Here is a 22,172-nt window from a genome sequence, read left to right as displayed (position 1 = left end):
CTTGCCATTCCTACTTCAAACTATACGATGGTTTAATTTTCAATGATGGCCAGAAAGATCAAGATCGGATACGACGCAAGGATGATTACCCATTCAGGGATCGGTTCCAGAATTAAAGGACTTTTACATTGGCTGGGAGATATTGCTTCTAAGAAAGGAATCCAGATCGTTCTTCTTGGAAATCCTACTCTTATAAAAAAGAATCTTTCACCTAAGGTATTAGCTAATTACGAAATCTTGGAATACAATGCAGGGATTTATTCTATCAAAGAATGGTTCGGCATTCCTGAAATGAAAGATTTTGACCTGTTGGATATCCCACATTTTAACGCGCCTTTAAAATTCTTAGATCGTTGTGTTGTTACCATTCACGATATTATTCCATTCAGAATGAAACAGTTCCATTCTTCTTTTTTGAAACAAGCGTATATGAAGTTTGTGTTTTTGCTCATTAGGAAGAAGGCCAAAAAGATAATTACTGTTTCCGATTTTACTGCAAAAGACATTATAGAAGTTTTTTCTTTCTCCAAATCACAGATAAGAACCATCTATAACGGCTTGGACTCAAAAATATTTTCACCTAAAAGCGATTTAGAAAAGAAGAAGTTCCTGAAACAATATGGACTCAAACCTGGATACTTACTTAGCGTTGGGATCGGAAAGGAGCATAAAAATTTAGGATTTGTTCTTAATTCTCTCAAAAAACTTTGGTCCGAAAAAAAGATCAAAGCAGATTGGGTGATCGCAGGCTCAGGCGGAAAACTTCCTGACTATTTAGCTGAAGAAGCAAAAGGTTGGGAAGATAGAATTAAACTAGTTCCTTATCTGTCTGAACAAGAACTGGCCACTTTATATTCTGCAGCAGGGTTACTTGTTTATCCTTCTTTGTACGAAGGATTTGGATTTCCTCCTGTAGAAGCTCAATCATGCGGATGTCCTGTATATTCTTCTAACTCAAGTGTTCTTCCTGAAATTTTAGAAGATACCGCATTCTTCTTTGATCCAACAGATTCGCATTCTTTCGAAATTGGCTTAGTGAAATTATTAGATTCCCCTAAACTTCTAAGTTCTAAAACCAAAGTTGGTTTAAAAAATTCTAAAAGGTTTGATTGGAAAAAATCTGCGACTGAGGTCGTAGAAGAATATCTGCAATTAGTGAAGAACTGAATTAAGGATTTTTGAAAGAAGGTTTTCCGAGGGAAATTTTTCTTTCTTCTATTTTGAGTCGGATCGTTTTTCTTTCGTCTTCCGTATACATAGTCCATCTGCCGATCTCTTCTAAGGTGCGATAACAACCTTCGCAGAGACCGGTGTCATAATCCATATTGCAGATCTTGATGCATGGAGAACGAACAATCATCTTAAGAACTACTTGGTCTTTTTGACCTTCTTCTTATTCGACGTTGTTTTTTTAGGTTTTGCTTTTACGGATTTTGCAATTGTAACGCTTCCGTTTTGATCTACCATTCCAGACAATTCAGTAAATAGAGAAAGTCCTGAAATTTTACCTGGAACGATTACATGGGCCGCTCCATTATTTCTAAGAACTTCTGCCTCTTTTGGATCATCCGTAGTTAGAATGATCTTAGGTTGGTGATGCCTACAGATACTTTTTAAGGACTCTAATAATCTGCGGTTTGTAGTTCCTTTTAGGATCATATCGGAAACTGTACAAACAATATATCTTGCTTCTTCTATTCCTAAATGATGAAGGCTTTCCGGATTTGCTAAATCTCCGTATGCCCAACGAATTCCTTTAGATTCTAAAGTTTGTCTATAGATCGGATTAAAATCCACTACCAACATTCTTTTGAGCCAAGAAGGTTTATCATTTTCTATCCCATCGATCAAACCCTGAGCTATTCTGAAATATCCTAATACTACGATATCTCTTTTTGTCTCGCCGGTAACTTGGGACTCTAATGGCTCTTTGTTTTCTTTCACTCCGAAAATAGATAAGAAGGCAATAATTCCCCTCGCGATCTTATCATTAAACAAGATCACATAAGTGGAAATGATAGAAGCGATGATCATAGAAGTAAGAACGATCGCTTGCAGATCTTTTCCTATATGTTCCTTTTGCACTCCGAGCGCTAAGATTACTAAAGAGAATTCTGAAATTTGCGCCAGGTTCAGACCTGCTACAATCCCTGCTCTTAAACCTTTGCCTGAGAAAAATACAGTTGGAGCAATGATTATAACCCTGCTCACTAAAACAAATCCAACTGCCAAGAATGCTAAACCTAAATCACTTGCACTTGGAGCCTGGATTTTCATTCCAAGAGCTACGAAAAATAATGTAATGAAAAAGTCCCTGATCCCGGAAAGTTTACTGATTACATCTGCACCATATGGGAAGGCAGCGATACTCACACCAGCAATCAAGGCTCCCATCTCTTTAGAAAGTTGGAATTTTTCTGCGACGCCGCATAAGAAGAAACACCAAGCAATTGAAGTAATCAAAACTAATTCAGGTTTGGAAGCAGCGAATAAAAATAAATAAGATAAAATAAAACGACTGACTGCAAAAGCCAACGCAACTAGAACGATACCCTTGGCTAAAGAGATAAGTACATTTATGATCTGAGGATCTTGTAAGTCCGGCTGGATCCCCATAAATAGAATTGCCCAAATATCTTGTAAGACCAAAACCCCAATCGTAAGTCGTCCTGCAACAGTGCTGATCTCAAACTTATCATGTAGAAGTTTGACCACGATCATCGTGGAACTGAGAGAAAGTGCGATCGCAAAGTATAGAAGATCAAAATTTCCAGGAGCAGGTGGGAAGAATGTGCGGAATGCAAACCAAGCGGCCGCAACGCCTAAGAAGAATTGTAAAACCCCCAGAGCAAACATGGATCGCCCCATTCTGGCTAATTCTTTTAGGTCGATCTCTAAACCGATGATGAATAATAAAAGGATCAAACCGATCTCTGAGATCAGCTCTATACTTTCTTCACTTTTAACATAACCAATGGTAAGCTGCCCGCCTACATAAGGTCCGAATAATGGACCGATGATTAGTCCCGCGATTACATAACCCAATACAAGAGGTTGTTTTGCTGCTTTTGCTATGATTGCGAAGAAGGTCGCGAAAATAATACTTAGGGCGATATCAACTAATAGAGTAAGTGAATGATGTTCCATCTTTTCGGTATGAATTCCCCTTAGATTAGTTTTGTTGGAAGGATATTACAAAAAGAAATTATTAAATGAATATAGTCCATTCACTTTTTAATATGAATTTTCGTATCCAGAGAATGAGGGAGCAATGCTCCAAGAGAAATTTTAGTCGTTGGACTTGAATAGATCCTTAACAGCGTCTTTCGCTTTGGATAAAGTATAATCTTCTCTATCGATCAGTATAAAATCTAAATTTTCTTTTTCTATTCTCGCCAATACTTTGGTGATGTCTGCTGGAGATTTTAAGTTTGTTGCCAGATATTTGAATTTGGTCCCGCATTCAGGACAAGATTTGTCCTTAGTATAGTTCAGTCCCAGATGTTTACATTTTCCGCAAGTTCCGTATAGATCATCTATGATCATCAATTGAGAAGAAACTTCGCCTATGCTCAGTTTTTGCCAAACCCGGATATACTTTTTGTCTTCTGCCGACATTCTTTTAAAAAAACGAATTCGAAAGATTAGTCAAGGGTTTTACGGATTGTCTGAAGAATGAGAGAAGTCGCCTCTTCCAATTCCGTTTTGGAAATACAAAGAGGAGGAGCAAATCTGATCGTATGATCATGAGTTTGTTTTGCGAGAATTCCAGAGTCTAAAAGTTTGTAGCAGATTTTTTTTGCTCTTGGACCAGTCGCATCCGGGAAAAATTCCACTGCGTTTAACAATCCTTTCCCTCTGATCTCTTTGACTTTATCAGGATATTCAGATTTCAAAGCATGTAGAGAAGAGCGGAATTCTGTCCCTCTCGCTTCCGAGTTCTCTGAAAGATTTTCTTCTAATAATACTTGGATGGCAGTTTTGGCAACTGCTGCGGCTAATGGATTTCCACCGAATGTAGAACCATGGGTTCCTGGTTTTAAGGTAAGAATAATCTCATCAGAACTCAAAACTGCAGATACAGGAAGGGTTCCTCCGGACAGAGCTTTGCCGAGTACTAGCAAATCCGGTTTTACATTCTCATGATCCGCTGCTAAAAGTTTTCCAGTTCTACCAAGACCGGTTTGTACTTCATCCAAGATCAAAAGTACATTATGCTCGGAACATAGTTTGCGGACTTCTTTTAGATAACCTTCTCTCGGAACGATTACTCCTGCTTCTCCTTGGATTGGTTCTACCATGAACGCAGCTACATTAGGGTCTTCTAATTCTTTTTTTAAAGCTTCTGTATCGTTAAATGGAATGATAGAAAATCCTGGAACAAAGGGACCAAAATCCCCTCTGCTAGTAGGATCAGTAGAAGCGGAAATTGCACCGATACTTCTGCCCCAAAAATTTCCAGAAGCGAAAACAATCTTAGCTTTATCTGCAGGTACTTTTTTTATTTGGTACGCCCATCTTCTTGCGAGTTTTACAGAAGTTTCGGCGGCTTCTACTCCAGTGTTCATTGGGACCATTCTATCGAATCCGAACGTATCACATAAAAATTTTTCCATAGGACCTAGTTGGTCATTATAGAATGCTCTGGAAGTAAGAGTTAGTTTCTCGGATTGGGCCTTTAACGTTTCTATAATTTTAGGATGGCAATGTCCTTGGTTCACTGCGCTGTATGCAGATAAAAAATCAAAATATCTTTTTCCATCTGTATCCCAAAGAAAGATACCTTTCCCTTTCTCCAACACAACGGGAAGAGGTTCGTAGTTAAATGCTCCGTACTCTTTTTCAGTATCGAAGTAAAATTGGGAAGTTTGCGTGTGCATCGTACTCGATTCTAACCAGTTCAAGAGTCACACAAGGAGATTTCGGTATTTTACCTTGACTTTTGTGTTTCAACTTGTTGAAATTTATCGCATGCAATTCTCTTCCCCGAAAATATCAGCTTTTATACCGATCGTTTTTGCGATTATGTTCCTTACGAACTGCCTTTATACGAATATCAAATCTCCAGGCTGGTACTATTCTCAAAGTTATTCTGATGTAAGAGGAATGGAACCGGTAGGAAAATTAGAAGGTACTTCCTGCGGAACTAGTTGGCTTTGGGCAGTTTATACCGGTGATGAGAGTTACGAAGCTGCTGTCCAAAATGCAATTAAGGATAAAGCGGACCTTCTATTCGATGTTCAAACGGATTATAGTTACAAATCCTTTATATTCGCTCTTTATTTTGAGAAATGCACCCGCGTCACCGGTATTGGAGTGAAACTTCCTCAAAGACTTCTTAAAAAAGAATGAAACTCAATCCTTATAAACGGACCTTTTTTCTAATTCTGATCTTTACTGAGTTGGTTAGTTGTATCCAGATGGGTGGGGCGAACAAGGCCTTGGTTCGCAGGAACCCTGAACCTTATCCTACAGGGATTGGAATTCCACCTGACAATGATGTTCATTTGAATGGTGCAAATTTTAGGGATCCTTCTATCCATTACGGAGAATCATCCACTAAGCTACGGACCGGTGGTTTTGATGGGTATATCCGAACTACAACTTCTCTTCCTCATAAAGATATGTTTCATGCGTCTTTAGATGGTTGGGATTGGTCTGAACATAGGATTGTAAAATTCAAAGGAGAAAGTAAGGGCTGTCAATTTGGTGTACGTTTGTTTCTTCCAATTAAACGAGGATCTAACGAAGCATTTATCCCGATCCATTTTACTTTCGGGAACAAAAGTTTTTACGAAGAGATAGACGAACAGATGAAGTTGAATTCTATTGAAGCCTTATTCGATAGTAGGCTGGACGTAGAGTATACCGCCTATATCTTCGGATTATTCAGAAGAAAATGTCTGAGGTTTTATAGTTATGGCATCCAAAAATTCTAACTCTATTCCATTATTCTTATCTGCAATATTAGGTTTTTTAGCAGTAGCTCTTGGCGCGTTCGGAGCTCACGGATTAAAATCAATATTAACTCCTGACTTGCTTGTGATCTACGAAACTGGAGCAAGATATCATCTCATCCACGCAGTAGTTTTATTTGTATTAGCATTGAGTGGAAAACTTTCAGAATCCAAGTTTAGAAGAATTGGTTTTTGGCTGATCTTCAGTGGGATCTTGATCTTCTCCGGTTCATTATATGCACTTTCTTTAACAGGGATCAGAATTTTAGGTGCGATCACTCCTTTTGGTGGATTGGCATTTTTAACTGGCTGGGCTTCGATCGCTTATTCTGCTTTTTCAGATAAAGAATAAATTCTCTATCTGGTAATATGGAAACCGAATATACGATTTTTCAAATAGATGCATTTACAGATTCTTTATTCAAAGGAAATCCTGCAGCAGTTGTTCCCTGGGAAGGAGACTGGTTGCCAGACTCCAAACTTATCGATCTAGCAGCAGAGAATAATTTATCAGAGACTGCATTCTTTCGCCCAAGAAAAGAAAAGGGAGAATATGATCTAAGATGGTTCACTCCAGGTGTAGAAGTGGATCTTTGTGGCCATGCAACTCTTGCAACCGCATTTGCAATTTATGAAGTATTGGAAAATAGATCCGACATTCCTTCTTTAAAGTTTCATACTAAAAGTGGAGTATTGGAAGTGTTTAGACAGAATGGAAAATACTATTTGGATTTTCCTGCAAGGCCTCCGGTAAAGACTGAATATTCACCGGACGATGTTGCTTCTTGTTTTAATATAAAAGCAAAAGAGATTTTGAAAGCTCGAGATATTTTATTTGTTTTCGAAAAAGAATCAGATGTCCGAAATTTAATCCCGAATCATGAAGCTCTGAAAAATCTTCCATTCTTTGCGGCGATTGTGACTGCTCCCGCAGACAGTGGAAAGTCCTACGATTTTGTTTCTAGATTTTTTGCTCCAGCAAAAGGAGTTCTAGAAGATCCAGTGACTGGTTCTTCTCATTGCACATTGATCCCTTTTTGGTCTGAAAAATTTGGGAAGAAGGAACTGAATGCATACCAAGCCTCTGCAAGAGGTGGACATTTAGTTTGCGAGAATAGAGGAGAAAGAGTCCGCATTGGAGGAAACTGCAAACTATATCTGAAAGGTGTCTTTTATATAGAGTAAAAGTTTTACTTATAAGATTTATTTTTCAGACCCGCATCTATGATTTGTAATATCTTCTCCGCTTCCTGCAAAGCGTTGTTCTTATCAATTTGTAATAATGGATTATTCAGTTGGCATTCGTTAAGAAGAACTGAATATCCGTGAACTAATGACCAGGCCGCAGTAGCCATTTCTTTTGCTTTGAATTTATTGATCTTGTGAGATTCACAAAGTAATACAGTTTCCCAAAGTTTTAAAAAAGAATTTTTACCCTCTTCGGATAGATCTTCTAAATCACCAATGGGCCCAAGATCTATATGCCACATCGCCCTGTAATAACCGACATTCTCCAAACAAAAAGAAATATAAGCAAGTCCTAGTCTTCTTAATCTATCAAACGGATCAGAAGGAGAAGAAGTATTCTCCGCTTTTGTAAATTCTTCCGTTATTTTTATAAACCCATCCTTGGAAATTTCGGCGAGAAGGTCCCTGTGAGAAGGGAAATGTCTATAAGCAGCAGTATGGCTTACTCCCGCTTCTCTTGCGATCTCTCTGATCGTAAACGCTGAATCTTTGCTTATCTCCAGACGTTTAAGTGCTAGTGTTTTTAGGGTTTCTGCCAGATTTCCATGGTGATAGGAACCTTCTGGCTTTTTCATTTTTTTCTTTGCAGGCATAAAAAATTTCCTAAAAAATGTTGACGTTGGTAACATTTAGTGTTACCAATAGTAACATTCTGGGACTAGGTCCTAGAATTTCAAGTAAATCCCAGCTTAAATCGGGAAAGGACGAGGTTTTATGACTCCAGAACTAACATTTAAACTGGCTAGCAATTTTGCGATGATAGGCTGGTTATTACTCGCAGGTCTGCCAAATGCTAAGGTAACCAAATTATTGGTAAGGAACGGGGTTTGGCCTTTGATCCTTTCCGGATTATATTTGCTGATACTTGCATTTCATGCGAGAGGAGGATTCGATTTTGGATCTTTGGAAGGTGTGACTAAACTTTTCGCTAATCCTTGGGTATTGCTCGCAGGTTGGGTTCACTATCTTGCATTCGACCTGTTCGTTGGAATTTGGGAAACTAAGGAAGCAGAAGAATTAGGAATTTCCAGATGGATACTTATTCCTTGTTTATTTTTCACACTGATGTTTGGACCAATTGGTTACTTATTATTTCAAATCGTTCGTTGGAGAAAAGGAGGAAGTTATGCAAGCATCTAACGTTTTATATCCGAATCATTCTCAGTCAGAAGGTTTTTTCTATACTTTAAGAAAAAACAGAAGTTTAAGTTTTTATACTGGGTTGGTATCTTTACTTTTAATACCAGTTTACATTCTTCTTTCCCAAATCGATCCAAGAATTGTAGTAGGGGTCAATACTTGGATTAAACCAATCAAGTTTGCAATTTCGATTGGGATCTTTCTTTGGACCATGGCTTGGTTCTTGGAATTGCTGGGAGACTTTCCAATCTTCAGAGATAGAGTAGAAAAATATTTTGTGATCTCTACTGCAGTTGAATTGGTGCTCATCACTTTGCAATCAGCGAGAGGAGTACAATCTCACTTCAACCAATCTTCTGCGCTTGATGGAGCGATCTATAGTATTATGGGAATGTTTATATTTCCGATGATCCCTGTTTCGATATGGATGGATAAAAAGTTCAGACTTTTAGGTTCTAAATTAGATTCTCGCGTTTTGATAGCAGTTCGATCCTCTCTTTGGATCTTTGCAATTGCTTCTGTGATCGGAGTTTTTATGTCTGCGAGACTTGCTCACTCTGTGGGAGTTCCTGACGGAGGTCCTGGATTACCTTTGGTAAATTGGAGTAAGAACGGAGGAGATATTCGTATTGCGCATTTTGTTGGGATACATGCTTTGCAAATTCTTCCTTTGTTTGCTTTTTTTGCGATCAAACAAAGTTGGGACACTCTGATCGTTAAAATTGTTTCTATAGGTTACGCGATCTTAGTTGGCGCTGTATTCTTTCACGCGATGCTTGGTCGTCCTTTGATCTAATATATTCTATGGTTTCTAAAAAACCCAAACAAACTAAAGATATGTCTGAGATTATCTCAGACATACTAAAGCCTCATACTAAGAAGGTTTTGGAGATTGTAAATTCTCTTCGGAATAAGATCAAAAAGGAATTTCCTGAGTTCGAAGAGAGAGGTTATCCGGTTTGGAAAGCGATCGGCTTTAGAGATAAAAACTCTGGTTATGTATGTGGCATCTTCCCATTTTCAGAAAATGTACGTTTGATCTTTGAATGGGGAGTTTTGCTCAAAGATCCGAGCAAAATTTTGTTAGGAGATACAAAACAGATCCGCTATTTGGAATATTCTTCTGCTAAAGAAATAGAGATAAATATGATCCGTAATTTTTTGGAACAAAGCTTAGGATTGCCAAAAGGTAAAAAAGAAAAGGAACTAATCATAGAAAGTATGGGCCAGATTAAAAAACCTACTTCTAAAAATAGGAAATCGTAATGGAATATTTTAAATCTATAATGATCTTTATATTCGCAGGACTTTGTGAGATTGGCGGCGGATATCTTGTCTGGCTTTGGTATAAAGAATCCAAGTCAGTGATCTATCTTATTGCGGGTGGATTGATCTTGGCTTTGTATGGAGTAGTAGCCGCATTACAATCTTCTTCCTTTGGGAGAGTATATGCTACCTACGGCGGATTTTTTATCGTAATGTCTTTATTATGGGCTTGGAAGATGGATGGATTCCAACCGGACAGATATGATATTATAGGATCGTTGATCGCTTTATTTGGAGTAGCAGTGATTTATTATACTCCGAGATAAAATCGTTTTGTTTAGGAGCCCGCTCTTTCTGTTCCGAAATAAAATTTTCCCTGTTTGCGGATCAGGTTCCTTTGGATCAATCCATCTGCAATGATGAGTAATCCTTGGGCTGCAGCATGTTTCTTTTCGTCAGGAAGATCATTTTGTTTGGACATCAATTCGTGAACAAATGCTCTTCTCTTTGCATCCATAACTCCTAACATGGAGCCGCAGACTTTTTTATCTCCCACCAAGAAAGCAAGTGCCAAGGTTTGAGGAGGAGTTTCATTGCATAAATAAAACAAAGCCAAGTTATCAAAGAAGGACAATTCTTCGAAGGATTTTAGAGTTAATTCTTCCTTATCTTCTCCGCTCATATATCCTCTTGTTCTTTAATCTTAGAATCCAAATATTCTACTAAGTATTTGGAATTTGGTTCTTCTCCGGTTGCTTGTCGAATGAGTTCCTTTGCTTCCAAACTTCTACCCTTACTGTGAACATGTTTTCTAAGCCAATCAAGGAGAGAAGAAGTTTCTCTGTTTTTCAATTCATCCTTAAACTTAGGATTTTGTTTCAAGAAGGCAGAATAGAGTTGGGCCGCATAAATATTTCCCAAAGAATAAGTAGGAAAATAACCGAAGGCACCGCCACTCCAATGAACATCCTGCAAAAATCCTTTGGAATCATCTGGAACATCTACACCAAGTAAAGATTTCATTCCATCTTTCCAAGCGCTTGAAAGATCCTTTAATGCAATTTCCTTTTTGAAGATTGCTCTTTCAATTTGGAATCTTAGGATCACATGTAGATTATAAGTGATCTGGTCTGCTTCTACCCGAATTAACGAAGGTTTAGATTTATTCACAAAAGAATACAATTTAGAAAAAGGAAGAGAAGATTCTGAAATGCCTAAGTTCTTTAAGAATAAAGGATAGATCCCTTCCCAAAATTCTTTGGATCGTCCCACTTGATTTTCCCAAAGACGGCTTTGAGATTCATGAACACCTAAAGAAACAGAATCTTTTAAAGGAGAAGGACCTCCTGCAATCAAAGAAATCCCAGACTCATACAAAGCATGGCCTGTTTCATGCAAAACAGAATATACGGAAGAAAGAGGATCCGATTCTTCATAACGAGTGGTGATCCTTTTATCAAAAGAACCTAATGAAGTAGAGAAAGGATGAGCGCTTGCATCCAAACGAAACCCCGATTCAGGCAAACCCAATAGAACAGGAAGACTTGTATTAAAAGGAATTTGAGAATCGGTCGGAAAATTTCCAATAAAAGGAAAACTTGCATCCTTTGCTTTTGCAATCAAAGGAACTAACGATTTTCTAAGATTAGCAAACAGAACTTCTAAATCCGCAGCCTTAGCGTCCGGCTCATATTCATCTAAAAGAGCGTCATACGCTTCCGTAGAATAACCGAAATAGTCTGCCTTCTGAAAAACAAGATCTACGATCTTTTGTAAGATAGGAAGAAAAGAAGAAGCATCATTCTTTTTTCGTGCATCCACCCATATAGAATGGGCCTGGCTTGTGACCTTAGAAAATTCTTCCACCCAAGAAATTGGTAAACAAGAAGAACGATCCAGATCTTTGAATAATAAATTCAGTTCTCTTTCTCTAAGAGATTTACCCGGAGCATCAGAGCGGGAGTTTTCTTCTCTAGCTTTCTCTGCCAAACTACGAAATGAATCACCAATAAAAGATTTATGAGCGAGCCCAGAAAGAAAACTAAGTTGGTCTCCTCTTTCACCTAGGCCGTCACTTGGGATACCAATTTCCATGTCCCAATGCAAAACACTTCCGATGTTTCTAAGATGATAAATATTACGGAATTCATCCCGATAGGCTTTGAAAGCCGGAAGGATATTTTCCCAATTTTGAAGCTCAGATTCCCACATACTTAAAAAACATTCTTTTCGATTGACATCTCGCTCACCAACCAAAAACTGACTTTTGTCTATCGCGGGCATGGTGTAATGGCTAGCACCGTAGCCTTCCAAGCTTCTAGTGAGGGTTCGAGTCCCTCTGCCCGCAAAAATTTTCCCCTTAAATCAAAATGAAATTTTCAAGTTCTTCTAATTTGAGGGACTCGAACGGTTTTATCCGTAAGCAAAAATAGCGACCCATAGGGAGCGTATATTTTTGCGCACGAGGCACAAGGATGTGCCGAGTCGGATGAAACACGCCTCGGAGCCCAATTTTGCAGGATGCAAAATTGCATAGAGGTCGAGTCCGAAAATCTATTCTAATGAGTCGCGAAAGAATTCCATTTTGTTTTCAATTCGCATGCTAAATAAATTTCTTTCAGATAAAGCATGTAATTCTCGGATTGTGGCAGGATGGCTATTTTCCATAGCTCACGCATTTCTTTCTGTATAATTCTTATATTCTTTCGATTATCTTTCCAAAGTGATTCTCTTGTATTAGGTTGCTTCTTTCTATTTTTTTTGAAACGATCAACTGCAATTAGATAAGCTAGATTGGCGGAAAAATGAGTTCTTCCAGTCATATGTTGTTTGATTCTATATAAGATATTTCCTGAAATTCCGACGTAGATTGGTTCATCATTTTCGAAAAAAATATAAAGACCTTTAAGTGATGTGAATTGAGTATCTTGTTCTTTCTTCTTAGAATTCATTTGAAAATTTTTCTGAATAAAATCTTTATTTAAATAGTATTTTTGATTATCTTTAATCTTAGATTCCGTATAAAAATCTTTAAACGAATAAAGTTTTAAGGACCTAATTTCCTTTTTTGTAGGTAAGAATTTAATTAATTTAGAAAAGCCTGGAATAACTTCGTTAAATTTATTTTCTTTCATCTCTTTCTACCTTATCCAAAAATCGTATCTAGATACATCATAAACACAAACCCAAAGATTAGCGTCAAAGCGGAGAAGTCGTGGAATCCTCTCTTATGAGTTTCTGGAATGATCTCTCCAACGATGATGAACAACATCGCACCTGCTGCAAAACCCATGGTCCAAGGCATCATTGGTCCCGCGATTGAAACTGCAAAACTTCCTACCAATCCACCGATCGGTTCAATCAGTCCTGTTAAGAATGCGATCGTGAAAGATTGAAGTTTAGAATATTTTACGGATAGAAGTGACACTGCAACTGCCAAACCTTCCGGGATATTTTGGATACCTATTCCTGTTGCGAGAGAAAGCCCGGAAGATAAACCGTCACCTGCGACACCAACTCCTACTGCCATTCCTTCTGGAAAATTATGAAGAGTGATCGCTATTACAAATAACCAAATCCTGCTAAGTGCTTTTGAATCAGGTCCTTCTTTTCCTGAAATGAAATGTTCATGAGGAGAATATTTATGGGTGAGAAATAGAACTCCCACACCAAATAGAAGTCCTAAAATTACGATACCCGCAGCAGAACTTTTGTCCTGGAAATGAATTTCACCAATTTCTAATGCAGGTAATAATAAAGAGAAAAATGACGCAGAGAGCATAATCCCTGCTGCAAAACTCAAAAGCCCATCTTCTAATTTTGTAGAAAGTTGTCTGATCGCAAAAACGCCTGCCGCTCCGAGGCCAGTGCAAAGACCTGCGACTAAACTTGCTAAAAATCCAGATAATATGATATTAGAAGTCATGGACCAGGTTTTCTAATTCTGATGCGAGTCTTCAAGATTTTTTAACGATTTTAATGCTTGTTATTTTCTTGGAAATAGTTCATGAAAATTCGAATCTGCAAAATCGTCTGGGATTAGCTCAGGATGAAGAAGCCAAGATTCTTTTGGATTGAATTTACATTCGTCTACGCAGTCATATTTTCCATTCTTAAAAATATTCCCTCGAACATCTGCTAAAAATAGACCCTCTGCCCTTTCCCAAACTCTGATCCCGTTTTCAAATCGGATCCAATTTATCGAAACTGGAGCGTCTGAAAGATTGCAGGAAACTAGAACTAATCTACCTTTGGGACTTACTAATTCAAATCCAATCATTGCTCCATTTACATCTTCCCAAAATAGAATTCGACGTTTAGATAAGTCTATGGGAGAATTTTTACCACGATTTGGATTTAGGCGGATACATTTCTCGACGCAAATTTCTGTTTGTTTTGATTTAGTATCTCCGAATTTTATCATCTTTGTTTCCGTATGATATTCGTTAGCGTTGATTCGGACCGAATTCTTTTTTCCGATTTTATTTTCAAATAACCAGTCTAGAAAACTTGAATAGTCAGGAACGAATCCCCAAGGACCTTGATATGCTCCGACAGGAAAATTACAAATGGAAGAAGGTTTTATGGGAGTTGAAAGTAAAGCTTCTCCAGAGAAAAGTAAAACTAATATCAATAGTTTTTTCATCCGAGTCTCCTAAATAGATTTTTTAATAGTTCGGAGTTCTTAGAAATTTCTAAAGGGTCGCACCGGATTTTACGATAATTTAACTTTAAAAAATGAAGTCCGCCTATTTCAGTAAAAAAATTATTAATCTTTATTAAGTTTAGAACTTTATACTCGACTTGATTCAGGTTTTGACCTAAATCTGTCCTCATTCTTTGGATTGGTGTAGAATTATGGATCGAATTCCAAAATACGTTTCTATTCTTTTGATCTTATTATTTGCAGCGACTTTATCCGCTCAAAACGAAACCTATACTGTAACTGCAAATTCTTGGCCTGCTGATTTTTCTTCTTTCGAATCGTTTAGAGATACGAATGCAAGCACTTCACAAGGAGCGGTTATCGTTCTTTTAGCTGCACTTTCTATTTATTCCAAAAATGCAGAAGAAGGTAAGAAGGCATTGATCATCTGCTTGGATGCTAACTCTCTCATCTCCGATACTTCTCCCAATGGTTATAAAGGTTTTAATATCAATCGGAACACGATTGATTTAGTGAAAAGACAATTAGAGCAACATCCTTATTTGATCGGTTCTTATCTTCCAGGTTCTTCTTTTCAAAACGGTTATAAACCTTCTAACCCGCCTTATAATTTTACACTGACTTCGAATCGATTCAGTGGAACAGAAGAGTCGGGGCAGAAGAAATTATTTCTTCCTTCTTCCGGAGCTGATACTCCAAGACCTGTGACTGTAAAAAGAAATGCCAAAGGTGTGTGGAAAGCTTCCGAGTTTTCCAGTTTATTGGTAGGTATTAAAAAGCCTGCAACCTCCAATCCTGCTGATGATCTTTGATCATTTTTCATAGTTCTGATCTTAAATTCTGGAAGTAATTTCAGAGATCTTATCTTCTAATCGTTATAGCTGGGACTTCCAGTTATAACGATGTTTTCTTTTAGAATATTTTCTGTTTTCCTTCTGGCCTTCTCCCTTTGTTTGAGTTCTTGCAAACATCATTCTGATGGAGAAAGAGATTCTATATTAGTATTTCTTTTAACAAGAGTTTGGATACCTTCTCCTGGAACAACTTTCCAAATCCAATTTTCAGATACCTTAGATGAATCTGTTGATGTGCAAGTATTCGATATAGATTCAGATCTCACCGATTCCGATCCGACAGTGATCCAAAGACTACATTCTGCCGGTAAAAAAGTAATTTGTTATATAGATGTGGGTTCTTATGAAAATTACAGATCGGATGCTTCTAAATATCCTCCAGAAGTTTTAGGAAATGTTTATAGTGGTTATCCAGATGAACAATGGTTGGATATAAGGCGGATTGATCTTTTGAATCCGATACTCTCTGCAAGGTTTGATAAGGCGAAAACAAAAGGTTGTGATGGAATAGATCCTGATAATTTAGACGGTTACCAAAACGATACTGGTTTTCCTTTGAGTGCAGATGATCAGATCAGATTCAATCGTTGGATTGCTGATCTTGCGCATTTTAGAGGAATGTCTGTCGGTTTAAAAAATGATCCGGATCAAATTCCATATCTGATCGGAAATTTTGATTGGGCCATTACTGAAAGTTGCTACGAGGATGGATGGTGCAATTTAGAAGAAGCATTCCCAAACAAAGGTTCTGCAGTTTTTCAGATTGAATATGTAGAGAATGGAACGACCAAGAACGATTTTTGTTCTCAGTCGATCTCTCTTCGTTTATCCGGTTTTTTGAAAAACCAAAGTTTGGATGCTTATTTGGACCCTTGCCCTTAAGAGGCTTCCTTCTGTAACATGTCTGCAGCGAAAGCTTCTTCCAATTGACGAACTGCATTTTTAGAATAAGCGATCAGTTCTTTTTCATTATGTCTGAGTTTGAATTGGTCCTTGACCATTCCTTCATCATAATCTCTGAACTTTTGGATAAAGTATTTTACTTCCGAAGGTAAAAATCCCAGATCTTTTAAAGTTTCTTCTGCAAGCTCTAAAGAAGAAGAGAACGTATCTCTTCGTATTGTTTCGATTCCCAATTCCATTAGGTCGAAGTAATGAGATCTGTTTCTTGCTCTTGCAACAATTCTTAAGTTCGGAAAATTTTCTTTAGCGATCTTGGCAATTTTTACAGATAACTCTGCATCTTGGATAGCGAGTACAAGTATTTCTGCCTGAGCCGCTCCTGCTGCAGTTAATAGATCTAATCTACTTGCATCTCCATAATAGATCTTATGACCGAATTTTCTGGCGGCATTTACTTGATCTGCATTATGTTCTAATGCGGTGAATCTTATCTTATGCAGATATAACATCCTGGAGATGATCTGTCCGACCCTTCCGAAACCTGCGATGATTACACGGTTTTTTTCATAAATAGGATCGGCCGGTCTCTCCTCTTCTTCCTGTAAATAAGGATCTATTACTTTTTCTTTAATGATCCCTACAAAAGGAGTGAGTATCATGGAAGCAGTAACGATCACGATAGAATAATCAGTAGTTTCCTTAGAAAGAACACTTAGCTGTGCGGCCACATTCAGGATCACAAATGCGAATTCCCCACCTTGAGAAATACTAACTGCAAGATTGGAAGAAGAATCAGAAGTAAGTTTTGCGATCTTTCCTAATACAAAAAGAACAATCCCTTTTACTGACATTAATCCGAATGCAAGACCAAAAATTAAGAATGGATGATTGATCAGAATTTCCAAATTCATGGACATTCCTACCGCAAGGAAGAATAGACCTAATAATAATCCTTTAAAAGGTTCTAAGTTTGCTTCTAACTCATGTCTGTATTCGGAATCAGCGAGTAACACTCCTCCTAAAAAAGAACCGAGTGCCATGGAAAGCCCTACCTTCTCCATTGCAAAAGAAACTCCAAGAACCAAAACCAAAGAAAGAGCTACGAAAATTTCATGGTTTCCGGTTGCAGCGATCATTCTGAAAAGAGGTCTCATCAAAAAACGTCCGCTTAAGATCACCAAAAGAATGGCTGCAATTGCAGTTCCTAATTTATAAAAATTTAATCCACTATGAGCCGTTTGTCCCGGTTCCAAAGCTGCTAAAGGAAGAATTGCCATTACTGGGATGACCGCCAAATCCTGGAAGAGAAGGATTGCAAATGCAGATCGTCCGTAAGAAGTATTGAGTTGGTTTTTTTCTGCCAAAGATTGAAGAGCAAATGCAGTGGAAGAAAGTGATAAACTAATCCCTAATATGATCGAAGGAATAAGGCCCAATTGGAATAGATAACCGATCAATCCACCTAATAAAAGGGAAGATACCGCTACTTGGAAAAATCCCATTCCGAAAACCGGCTTTCTGAGAACCCAAAGAGTTTGGGGTCGGAGTTCCAACCCGATCAGAAAAAGAAGAAGGACCACACCAAACTCTGCAAAATGCATGATCTCGGTCCCGCCGGTCACTAGTCGGATCCCATGAGGACCAATTAAAATTCCTCCTACGACATAACCTATGATGGATCCTATTCCTAACTTTTTAAAAACAGGAACACATAGAACTGCTGTGCTGAGTAGAATAATGGCAGTAACGAGTAAACTTTTCTCTTCCATCAATGCTCTTCCTTTTGATTTGGATTAATTTTCATTAGACATTTTACGGATAGGTAATAAAACCACTTTTCCTATGTATGATTCTTCTTCTCAAACTAGAAAACGCTATAATTATTTTGGATTAATGTAAGGAAAAATAGGTTTCTTCATAAGATTTGCGTTAAGGAATATCTTTCCTGCAAAAATGAGTAGATAATAAACAATTCGAAAAAAATCAAAAATTTATGATTCGCAAATTCAGATTTTCCAAATTTATATTTCTACTCTGTGTTTATTCATTTTCAGGTACACTTTTTTCTGAAGATTTAAAGACTCAAGAGACATCGGTAAAACCTAAGGAGAAAACCGTTCAAAGTAAAGAAGAGAATCCAAAAGCAGATGCGCAAACTTCTTCGGGGGCAACGGAAGATGAAAAAGAAGGTCTTAAAACCGAAGAACTGAATCCTAAAAAGAAAGATGATCTCGTTATCCCGATCCAATTCGGCTTCTTCGTTGACGGTTATTATAATGCAAGTTTGAACCGACCCGCCTCTAAAGAACTATTATATACAACCCAAGCAACTCGTACGAACGAATACAATATCAACCTGGCTTATCTGGATGCCAAAGTAGAGACTGATAAATACAGAGGGAGATTTGCAGTTCAATTTGGTACATCTGTTGTCGCAAATTATTCTGGAGAAGGGACCACAGGTAAAACTTCTAACGAGTCATCTATCCGTAATATGCAAGAAGCATATGGAGGTGTTCGCTTAGGGAAATCTACCTGGTTGGACGCAGGAATTTATTTCGGGCATCTAGGATATGAGTCTTGGATCTCTCATGAGAACTTTGTTTATACTCGTGCATTCTCTCTGGATTACGTACCATATTATGTTTCTGGAGCGAGATTAAGTGGAAAGATCAGTGATAAAGTTTCTTACCAACTTCATCTGAATAATGGATACCAAGTAGTTACGGATAATAACAAAGATATCTCAGGAGGTTTCCGATTAGAATGGAATCCTTTAAGTAACTTAATGTTTCGCTGGAATACTTTTATAGGAAATGAACAGCCGACTACTACTCCGAAAGAAACCAGATATTATAATAATTTTATCGCAGAATGGAAACCATTCCAACGACTTACATTAGCTTCTTCTTTTGATGTTGCTTATCAGGAAAGAGCAAGTAGAGAAGATCTGGTCTATACTCCAGAAGGTCCGATCTATATTCGTCGAGATGGCACAGCATTTAGGCAAACCTATGTAGGAAACCTATGGCTTGCGTATCGATTCTTACCTGATTGGAGAATTGGTGTAAGATTAGAAAGATATCTGGATCGGGACCAGATGATCATCGTTACAAATACAAAGGATGGTTTTCAAACTAGTGGAGCAACTGCTACGTTAGATTATCATCCTGATCCTGCAATTTTAGTGAGATTTACCTACCAATACAGAAGATCTATGGATTCAATTTATCCTCACGAGAATAATACATCCAAACTAGATAGGATGTTCATCTTCTCTCTTTCTATTAAGATCTGAATCGGTCCGGTAAAATTTTCGGAAGAATTTCTTTGCCGGAAATTTTAGGAGGCACCAATAATATCTTTCTACTCATTTGGGGATTTTTGCTAAATGTAATTGCTATTCGATTTCTTTTGCAAACATCCAAGCAGCTGACTTCTAATACTCTAATATTTTTGATCCCTTCTGAATTAAGAGCTTCTTTTAATTCCGATTTTATTCTAGTTCTTCTGCCATCGGTTTCTCCCTTAATTTTCATTGCACATTTGTTACATACTAAAATGGCTTCTTCCCAATCTGCGGAGACGTATTCAACGTTTTGTATCGGAACTTCTTCTCGCCCTTGAAATAAAGAGATTATATTCATGCTGATTCCTCTTTATTTATGTTGGATAAGATGCAGAATCCTTGGATTTATTTATGAGAAAGATCCATAGATCTACAGTTTTAATCTAGACTCCGGTATTATAAATTTCCATTTTTCAAACGGGAAAATTTAGAATTTTTCTAAAAAAGATTGAACAAAATTAAATTGTATGCAATCTATTTATTACGTAATTAGGAGGTGCCCACCTGTGGCCCAAAATTTATACGAACTAACCGCTACTTTAAACAACGGATCCGAAAAAAAATTACAAGATTACAAAGGAAAGGTCCTATTGATCGTCAATACAGCGAGCCAATGCGGATTTACTCCTCAATACAAAGGACTTCAGGAAATGTACGATAAGTACAAAGGAAAAGGCCTGGAAATATTAGGATTCCCTTGCGACCAATTCGGTCACCAAGAGCCAGGAACAGATGCTGAGATCCAAAGTTTCTGCCAAGTAAACTTCGGTGTAAACTTTCCTCTTTTCAAAAAGATAGAAGTAAATGGCGACGGAACTCATCCTGTTTTCCAATATCTTAAAAAACAAGCTCCAGGACTTTTAGGAAAATCCATTAAGTGGAATTTTACCAAGTTCTTGATAGACAAACAAGGGAACGTGATCAAAAGATTCGCTCCAATGACTCCTCCAGAAAAACTGGACAAACAGATCGAGGAACTTCTTTCCAAGTGAATTACGAATCCTTAAAGTTAGAGAAACAGATTTGTTTCCCACTTTACGCTTCTTCCAGGGCGGTAACTGCATTATACAGACCGCTTCTGGAGGAGTTTGATATTACTTATCCTCAATATCTTGTTCTTCTGGTCCTTTGGGAAACGGATAAAATTCCTCTAAAAGAAATTGGGGATAAATTATTTCTGGATTCCGGGACCTTAACTCCTCTTCTCAAAAAAATGGAATCTTCTGGTCTTTTGACTAGAGATAGATCAGATCTGGACGAACGTTCTCTTGTGGTTAGCCTGACCACAAAAGGAAAAAAATTGCAAAAAAAAGCGGTTTGTATTCCGGAACGATTGTTGGAAGAATCAGGTCTCACTGCCGAAAAGGTACAAGGCCTGAAACGAGATCTGGACGACCTTCTTATTATCCTAGAACAAAAATTAAGAAATTCGGCGTGACAAATCCGTTTTATCGAAAACTATAGAGCCGCTTTTTTAAAAAGTGCACTCGCGCTAAGGAGTTAAGAATGAAACGTCAATTATCCGCAATATCATTTGCTGCGGTACTTATATTCGGAGCTTGTTCTTCCGATCAAAAAAAATCAGAGGCTGCTTACGTTCCGAATTCTGATATTCGTGTTGTAGAAGCGAATATGGTTAAAGAAGGAGATAAAAGAATTAAAGCAGAAGCTGTTTTAGGAACTCCTACTTTCGAAGAGAACACTCAAGACGGATCCGTTTTAGAATGGTATTTTGAATCTACTACTTACCAAAAGAATTCTTACAAAACTCTGGCAGAGAAACCTTCCAGAATAGATGACAGCACTAAGTATATCAAAGTGATCGTAGATAAAAAAGGTGTGATCAAAAAATACGAATATAAACTTTAATTCGAATTTAGATCAATATCTGCAAGAAGGCCGCGATTTACAGCGGCCTTTTTTATTTTTAGATATCGTCTTCCATCAGATCGATTCCAGCGAATCCCAAAAGAAAGTCTAAAAATTCTCCGAAATTAAATCCTAATCTAATACCGTATCTGATGGAAATATAGATTTCCACTTCATATAGAAATGCAGATGGATAATCATCTTTGTTTTTAGGGTTTTGGGTTAAGAATGTTTGGATTGCTTCGTTTCTTTTGTGAGGATCTAAACTTTCTAAATATCTCCGGAAGAATGCTTCCTTTTTGGCTTTCCTTCTTTCAGAGACTGGATTATTATAAAAACGTAAATATCTGATTTCGTAACTTTTAGAATTTAATCTTTCATCTGAAAGTTCTGGAGTAGGGTTTGGGTCCTGCTCTGATTCAGGATTTTCCGGAAGTAATAAAATATTCTCTGCTGTTTGAGATTTAGGTTCAGGCTTTTTCGTTTCTTCTTTTTGAGGGGAAGTTTCGGGAGGTAAGGAGTGAAACTTCTCACTTCCTAAAAATCCAAAGATCAATTGTTGGGATCTATAAGGTCCGTAAGTTCCACCTCTTAATCCGTAACCTTTTCCTAAGTCTCTTTTGCCGGGTTCAGATTCCCCACCTTGAAAAACAAATCCAGTTGCAAGAGGTCCTATACGAACGCCAATCCCGTAGCCAGGAGATTCTACTCCAGCGGTGAAAACGTCTCCTAGATCTTTTTTTCGATGAGACCAGTATGTTGAACAATCGATCACTACAAGGCCCAAAAGAAAAATACAGAAAAAATGTATGATAAGTTTTTTTTTCATTTTGGGAAATAGTCTGAGTTTAGTTGCCAAGATTGGCTTTCCGCTAAGCTCTCTGTTTCATCAGGAAACGCAATCGTAAAAGTAGAGAAAT

Annotated in this window: 28 protein-coding genes and 1 tRNA gene; 16 read left to right on the top strand and 13 right to left on the bottom strand. The window is 37.7% G+C overall.

The features are described from left to right. The first annotated feature begins 42 nt into the window (after positions 1 to 42). Positions 43 to 1,167, top strand: a complete 1,125-nt coding sequence (locus tag EHQ52_RS07055; protein WP_135614522.1) for a glycosyltransferase family 4 protein — start codon at positions 43 to 45, stop codon at positions 1,165 to 1,167. Between the two features lies 1 nt (position 1,168). On the opposite strand, the gene EHQ52_RS07050 is transcribed toward EHQ52_RS07055, so the two are convergent. From EHQ52_RS07050 to rocD, 4 genes are all read right to left on the bottom strand, one after another. After that, positions 1,169 to 1,360 carry a DUF1289 domain-containing protein gene (locus tag EHQ52_RS07050; RefSeq protein WP_135614521.1) on the bottom strand — a complete coding sequence of 64 codons (192 nt, stop codon included), beginning with the start codon at positions 1,358 to 1,360 and terminating at the stop codon, positions 1,169 to 1,171. Between the two features lie 8 nt (positions 1,361 to 1,368). After that, a complete protein-coding gene (locus EHQ52_RS07045; RefSeq protein WP_135614520.1) occupies positions 1,369 to 3,147 on the bottom strand; it encodes a cation:proton antiporter in 1,779 nt (592 codons plus the stop codon). 141 nt (positions 3,148 to 3,288) lie between these two features. Beyond that, a complete protein-coding gene (locus EHQ52_RS07040; RefSeq protein WP_135614519.1) occupies positions 3,289 to 3,618 on the bottom strand; it encodes a hypothetical protein in 330 nt (109 codons plus the stop codon). A gap of 26 nt (positions 3,619 to 3,644) precedes the next feature. Further along, complete coding sequence (rocD, locus tag EHQ52_RS07035) at positions 3,645 to 4,880, bottom strand: ornithine--oxo-acid transaminase (protein ID WP_135614518.1); 1,236 nt, start codon at positions 4,878 to 4,880, stop codon at positions 3,645 to 3,647. A gap of 145 nt (positions 4,881 to 5,025) precedes the next feature. Here rocD and EHQ52_RS07030 point away from each other — a divergent pair, with 145 nt between their 5' ends. The 4 genes from EHQ52_RS07030 to EHQ52_RS07015 are packed head-to-tail and all read left to right on the top strand — an operon-like array spanning position 5,026 to position 7,142. Next, positions 5,026 to 5,352, top strand: a complete 327-nt coding sequence (locus EHQ52_RS07030; protein ID WP_135614517.1) for a TRL-like family protein — start codon at positions 5,026 to 5,028, stop codon at positions 5,350 to 5,352. Beyond that, on the top strand, positions 5,349 to 5,939 hold the full coding sequence (locus tag EHQ52_RS07025) for a hypothetical protein (RefSeq protein WP_135614516.1): 591 nt from the start codon (positions 5,349 to 5,351) through the stop codon (positions 5,937 to 5,939). Before EHQ52_RS07030 ends, EHQ52_RS07025 begins: the two co-directional genes overlap by 4 nt. Continuing rightward, entirely contained in the window at positions 5,920 to 6,309 is a 390-nt protein-coding gene (locus EHQ52_RS07020; RefSeq protein WP_135614515.1) for a DUF423 domain-containing protein, read from the top strand. The genes EHQ52_RS07025 and EHQ52_RS07020 overlap by 20 nt, the downstream gene beginning before the upstream one ends. Positions 6,310 to 6,326: 17 nt before the next feature. Beyond that, positions 6,327 to 7,142 carry a PhzF family phenazine biosynthesis protein gene (locus tag EHQ52_RS07015; RefSeq protein ID WP_135614514.1) on the top strand — a complete coding sequence of 272 codons (816 nt, stop codon included), beginning with the start codon at positions 6,327 to 6,329 and terminating at the stop codon, positions 7,140 to 7,142. A 5-nt stretch (positions 7,143 to 7,147) separates the two neighbouring features. Here EHQ52_RS07015 and EHQ52_RS07010 read toward each other — a convergent pair whose 3' ends face one another. Then, the gene (locus EHQ52_RS07010) at positions 7,148 to 7,798 is read right to left on the bottom strand and encodes a TetR/AcrR family transcriptional regulator (RefSeq protein ID WP_135614513.1); all 651 of its coding nucleotides are present in this window, start codon (positions 7,796 to 7,798) and stop codon (positions 7,148 to 7,150) included. Positions 7,799 to 7,919: 121 nt separating this feature from the next. On the opposite strand from EHQ52_RS07010, the gene EHQ52_RS07005 reads away from it, so the two are divergent. From EHQ52_RS07005 to EHQ52_RS06990, 4 genes are read left to right on the top strand one after another with little or no spacing between them, the layout of a single operon-like run. Beyond that, positions 7,920 to 8,345: an ABA4-like family protein gene (locus EHQ52_RS07005; protein ID WP_135614512.1), complete on the top strand. Its 426-nt coding sequence runs from the start codon at positions 7,920 to 7,922 to the stop codon at positions 8,343 to 8,345. Continuing rightward, on the top strand, positions 8,332 to 9,141 hold the full coding sequence (locus EHQ52_RS07000) for a hypothetical protein (protein WP_135614511.1): 810 nt from the start codon (positions 8,332 to 8,334) through the stop codon (positions 9,139 to 9,141). Before EHQ52_RS07005 ends, EHQ52_RS07000 begins: the two co-directional genes overlap by 14 nt. Before the next feature lie 8 nt (positions 9,142 to 9,149). Next, positions 9,150 to 9,611, top strand: coding sequence for a DUF1801 domain-containing protein (locus tag EHQ52_RS06995; protein WP_135614510.1), 462 nt, complete (start codon positions 9,150 to 9,152; stop codon positions 9,609 to 9,611). After that, the gene (locus tag EHQ52_RS06990; protein WP_135614509.1) at positions 9,611 to 9,937 is read left to right on the top strand and encodes a YnfA family protein; all 327 of its coding nucleotides are present in this window, start codon (positions 9,611 to 9,613) and stop codon (positions 9,935 to 9,937) included. Before EHQ52_RS06995 ends, EHQ52_RS06990 begins: the two co-directional genes overlap by 1 nt. A gap of 11 nt (positions 9,938 to 9,948) precedes the next feature. On the opposite strand, the gene EHQ52_RS06985 is transcribed toward EHQ52_RS06990, so the two are convergent. Together EHQ52_RS06985 and EHQ52_RS06980 are read right to left on the bottom strand one after the other, a co-directional pair. Then, complete coding sequence (locus EHQ52_RS06985; RefSeq protein ID WP_135614508.1) at positions 9,949 to 10,293, bottom strand: hypothetical protein; 345 nt, start codon at positions 10,291 to 10,293, stop codon at positions 9,949 to 9,951. Next, on the bottom strand, positions 10,290 to 11,822 hold the full coding sequence (locus EHQ52_RS06980) for a carboxypeptidase M32 (RefSeq protein WP_135615673.1): 1,533 nt from the start codon (positions 11,820 to 11,822) through the stop codon (positions 10,290 to 10,292). The genes EHQ52_RS06985 and EHQ52_RS06980 overlap by 4 nt, the downstream gene beginning before the upstream one ends. A gap of 64 nt (positions 11,823 to 11,886) precedes the next feature. Between EHQ52_RS06980 and EHQ52_RS06975 the strand changes: the two genes are divergently transcribed. Continuing rightward, positions 11,887 to 11,958, top strand: a tRNA-Gly gene (locus tag EHQ52_RS06975). Positions 11,959 to 12,169: 211 nt separating this feature from the next. On the opposite strand, the gene EHQ52_RS06970 is transcribed toward EHQ52_RS06975, so the two are convergent. The 3 genes from EHQ52_RS06970 to EHQ52_RS06960 are packed head-to-tail and all read right to left on the bottom strand — an operon-like array spanning position 12,170 to position 14,256. Then, the gene (locus tag EHQ52_RS06970; protein WP_135614507.1) at positions 12,170 to 12,745 is read right to left on the bottom strand and encodes a GIY-YIG nuclease family protein; all 576 of its coding nucleotides are present in this window, start codon (positions 12,743 to 12,745) and stop codon (positions 12,170 to 12,172) included. Between the two features lie 11 nt (positions 12,746 to 12,756). Beyond that, positions 12,757 to 13,536, bottom strand: coding sequence for a ZIP family metal transporter (locus EHQ52_RS20240; RefSeq protein WP_135614506.1), 780 nt, complete (start codon positions 13,534 to 13,536; stop codon positions 12,757 to 12,759). A 60-nt stretch (positions 13,537 to 13,596) separates the two neighbouring features. Next, positions 13,597 to 14,256 carry a hypothetical protein gene (locus EHQ52_RS06960; RefSeq protein WP_135614505.1) on the bottom strand — a complete coding sequence of 220 codons (660 nt, stop codon included), beginning with the start codon at positions 14,254 to 14,256 and terminating at the stop codon, positions 13,597 to 13,599. Between the two features lie 212 nt (positions 14,257 to 14,468). Between EHQ52_RS06960 and EHQ52_RS06955 the strand changes: the two genes are divergently transcribed. After that, on the top strand, positions 14,469 to 15,089 hold the full coding sequence (locus EHQ52_RS06955; protein WP_135614504.1) for a DUF6935 domain-containing protein: 621 nt from the start codon (positions 14,469 to 14,471) through the stop codon (positions 15,087 to 15,089). A 90-nt stretch (positions 15,090 to 15,179) separates the two neighbouring features. Beyond that, a complete protein-coding gene (locus EHQ52_RS06950; protein WP_135614503.1) occupies positions 15,180 to 16,013 on the top strand; it encodes an endo alpha-1,4 polygalactosaminidase in 834 nt (277 codons plus the stop codon). Here EHQ52_RS06950 and EHQ52_RS06945 read toward each other — a convergent pair. Continuing rightward, positions 16,010 to 17,803, bottom strand: a complete 1,794-nt coding sequence (locus EHQ52_RS06945; protein ID WP_135614502.1) for a monovalent cation:proton antiporter-2 (CPA2) family protein — start codon at positions 17,801 to 17,803, stop codon at positions 16,010 to 16,012. The genes EHQ52_RS06950 and EHQ52_RS06945 overlap by 4 nt on opposite strands. Positions 17,804 to 18,027: 224 nt before the next feature. Between EHQ52_RS06945 and EHQ52_RS06940 the strand changes: the two genes are divergently transcribed. Continuing rightward, entirely contained in the window at positions 18,028 to 19,332 is a 1,305-nt protein-coding gene (locus EHQ52_RS06940) for a porin (RefSeq protein WP_135614501.1), read from the top strand. Here the strand turns inward: EHQ52_RS06940 and EHQ52_RS06935 are convergent. Further along, the gene (locus EHQ52_RS06935) at positions 19,322 to 19,681 is read right to left on the bottom strand and encodes a hypothetical protein (RefSeq protein ID WP_135614500.1); all 360 of its coding nucleotides are present in this window, start codon (positions 19,679 to 19,681) and stop codon (positions 19,322 to 19,324) included. The genes EHQ52_RS06940 and EHQ52_RS06935 overlap by 11 nt on opposite strands. 208 nt (positions 19,682 to 19,889) lie before the next feature. Here EHQ52_RS06935 and EHQ52_RS06930 point away from each other — a divergent pair, with 208 nt between their 5' ends. The 3 genes from EHQ52_RS06930 (at position 19,890) to EHQ52_RS06920 (ending at position 21,252) form a co-directional block, all read left to right on the top strand. After that, positions 19,890 to 20,375, top strand: coding sequence for a glutathione peroxidase (locus tag EHQ52_RS06930; RefSeq protein ID WP_135614499.1), 486 nt, complete (start codon positions 19,890 to 19,892; stop codon positions 20,373 to 20,375). Beyond that, positions 20,372 to 20,821: a MarR family winged helix-turn-helix transcriptional regulator gene (locus EHQ52_RS06925; protein ID WP_135614498.1), complete on the top strand. Its 450-nt coding sequence runs from the start codon at positions 20,372 to 20,374 to the stop codon at positions 20,819 to 20,821. The genes EHQ52_RS06930 and EHQ52_RS06925 overlap by 4 nt, the downstream gene beginning before the upstream one ends. A 68-nt stretch (positions 20,822 to 20,889) precedes the next feature. After that, positions 20,890 to 21,252, top strand: coding sequence for an LIC13410 family lipoprotein (locus EHQ52_RS06920; RefSeq protein WP_135614497.1), 363 nt, complete (start codon positions 20,890 to 20,892; stop codon positions 21,250 to 21,252). 58 nt (positions 21,253 to 21,310) lie between these two features. On the opposite strand, the gene EHQ52_RS06915 is transcribed toward EHQ52_RS06920, so the two are convergent. Further along, positions 21,311 to 22,111, bottom strand: coding sequence for an LIC13411 family adhesin (locus EHQ52_RS06915; protein WP_135614496.1), 801 nt, complete (start codon positions 22,109 to 22,111; stop codon positions 21,311 to 21,313). Positions 22,112 to 22,172: the final 61 nt, after the last annotated feature.

This window comes from Leptospira koniambonensis, from assembly GCF_004769555.1.
Taxonomy (GTDB): domain Bacteria; phylum Spirochaetota; class Leptospiria; order Leptospirales; family Leptospiraceae; genus Leptospira_B; species Leptospira_B koniambonensis.
This window is presented reverse-complemented; position numbering and strand designations above follow the sequence as displayed.

Bases quoted from the DNA above. Each gene is read 5' to 3' on its own strand.
- EHQ52_RS06960 (WP_135614505.1), bottom strand. From the start codon at position 14,256: ATGAAAAAACTATTGATATTAGTTTTACTTTTCTCTGGAGAAGCTTTA.
- EHQ52_RS07015 (WP_135614514.1), top strand. From the start codon at position 6,327: ATGGAAACCGAATATACGATTTTTCAAATAGATGCATTTACAGATTCT.
- EHQ52_RS07040 (WP_135614519.1), bottom strand. From the start codon at position 3,618: ATGTCGGCAGAAGACAAAAAGTATATCCGGGTTTGGCAAAAACTGAGC.
- EHQ52_RS06955 (WP_135614504.1), top strand. From the start codon at position 14,469: ATGGATCGAATTCCAAAATACGTTTCTATTCTTTTGATCTTATTATTT.
- EHQ52_RS06995 (WP_135614510.1), top strand. From the start codon at position 9,150: ATGGTTTCTAAAAAACCCAAACAAACTAAAGATATGTCTGAGATTATC.
- EHQ52_RS07030 (WP_135614517.1), top strand. From the start codon at position 5,026: ATGTTCCTTACGAACTGCCTTTATACGAATATCAAATCTCCAGGCTGG.
- EHQ52_RS06945 (WP_135614502.1), bottom strand. From the start codon at position 17,803: ATGGAAGAGAAAAGTTTACTCGTTACTGCCATTATTCTACTCAGCACA.
- EHQ52_RS07050 (WP_135614521.1), bottom strand. From the start codon at position 1,360: ATGATTGTTCGTTCTCCATGCATCAAGATCTGCAATATGGATTATGAC.
- EHQ52_RS06970 (WP_135614507.1), bottom strand. From the start codon at position 12,745: ATGAAAGAAAATAAATTTAACGAAGTTATTCCAGGCTTTTCTAAATTA.
- EHQ52_RS07055 (WP_135614522.1), top strand. From the start codon at position 43: ATGATGGCCAGAAAGATCAAGATCGGATACGACGCAAGGATGATTACC.
- EHQ52_RS07045 (WP_135614520.1), bottom strand. From the start codon at position 3,147: ATGGAACATCATTCACTTACTCTATTAGTTGATATCGCCCTAAGTATT.
- EHQ52_RS06920 (WP_135614497.1), top strand. From the start codon at position 20,890: ATGAAACGTCAATTATCCGCAATATCATTTGCTGCGGTACTTATATTC.
- EHQ52_RS06990 (WP_135614509.1), top strand. From the start codon at position 9,611: ATGGAATATTTTAAATCTATAATGATCTTTATATTCGCAGGACTTTGT.
- EHQ52_RS20240 (WP_135614506.1), bottom strand. From the start codon at position 13,536: ATGACTTCTAATATCATATTATCTGGATTTTTAGCAAGTTTAGTCGCA.
- EHQ52_RS07020 (WP_135614515.1), top strand. From the start codon at position 5,920: ATGGCATCCAAAAATTCTAACTCTATTCCATTATTCTTATCTGCAATA.
- EHQ52_RS07010 (WP_135614513.1), bottom strand. From the start codon at position 7,798: ATGCCTGCAAAGAAAAAAATGAAAAAGCCAGAAGGTTCCTATCACCAT.
- EHQ52_RS06935 (WP_135614500.1), bottom strand. From the start codon at position 19,681: ATGAATATAATCTCTTTATTTCAAGGGCGAGAAGAAGTTCCGATACAA.
- EHQ52_RS06985 (WP_135614508.1), bottom strand. From the start codon at position 10,293: ATGAGCGGAGAAGATAAGGAAGAATTAACTCTAAAATCCTTCGAAGAA.
- EHQ52_RS06950 (WP_135614503.1), top strand. From the start codon at position 15,180: ATGTTTTCTTTTAGAATATTTTCTGTTTTCCTTCTGGCCTTCTCCCTT.
- EHQ52_RS07005 (WP_135614512.1), top strand. From the start codon at position 7,920: ATGACTCCAGAACTAACATTTAAACTGGCTAGCAATTTTGCGATGATA.
- EHQ52_RS07000 (WP_135614511.1), top strand. From the start codon at position 8,332: ATGCAAGCATCTAACGTTTTATATCCGAATCATTCTCAGTCAGAAGGT.
- EHQ52_RS06980 (WP_135615673.1), bottom strand. From the start codon at position 11,822: ATGTGGGAATCTGAGCTTCAAAATTGGGAAAATATCCTTCCGGCTTTC.
- EHQ52_RS07025 (WP_135614516.1), top strand. From the start codon at position 5,349: ATGAAACTCAATCCTTATAAACGGACCTTTTTTCTAATTCTGATCTTT.
- EHQ52_RS06940 (WP_135614501.1), top strand. From the start codon at position 18,028: ATGATTCGCAAATTCAGATTTTCCAAATTTATATTTCTACTCTGTGTT.
- rocD (WP_135614518.1), bottom strand. From the start codon at position 4,880: ATGCACACGCAAACTTCCCAATTTTACTTCGATACTGAAAAAGAGTAC.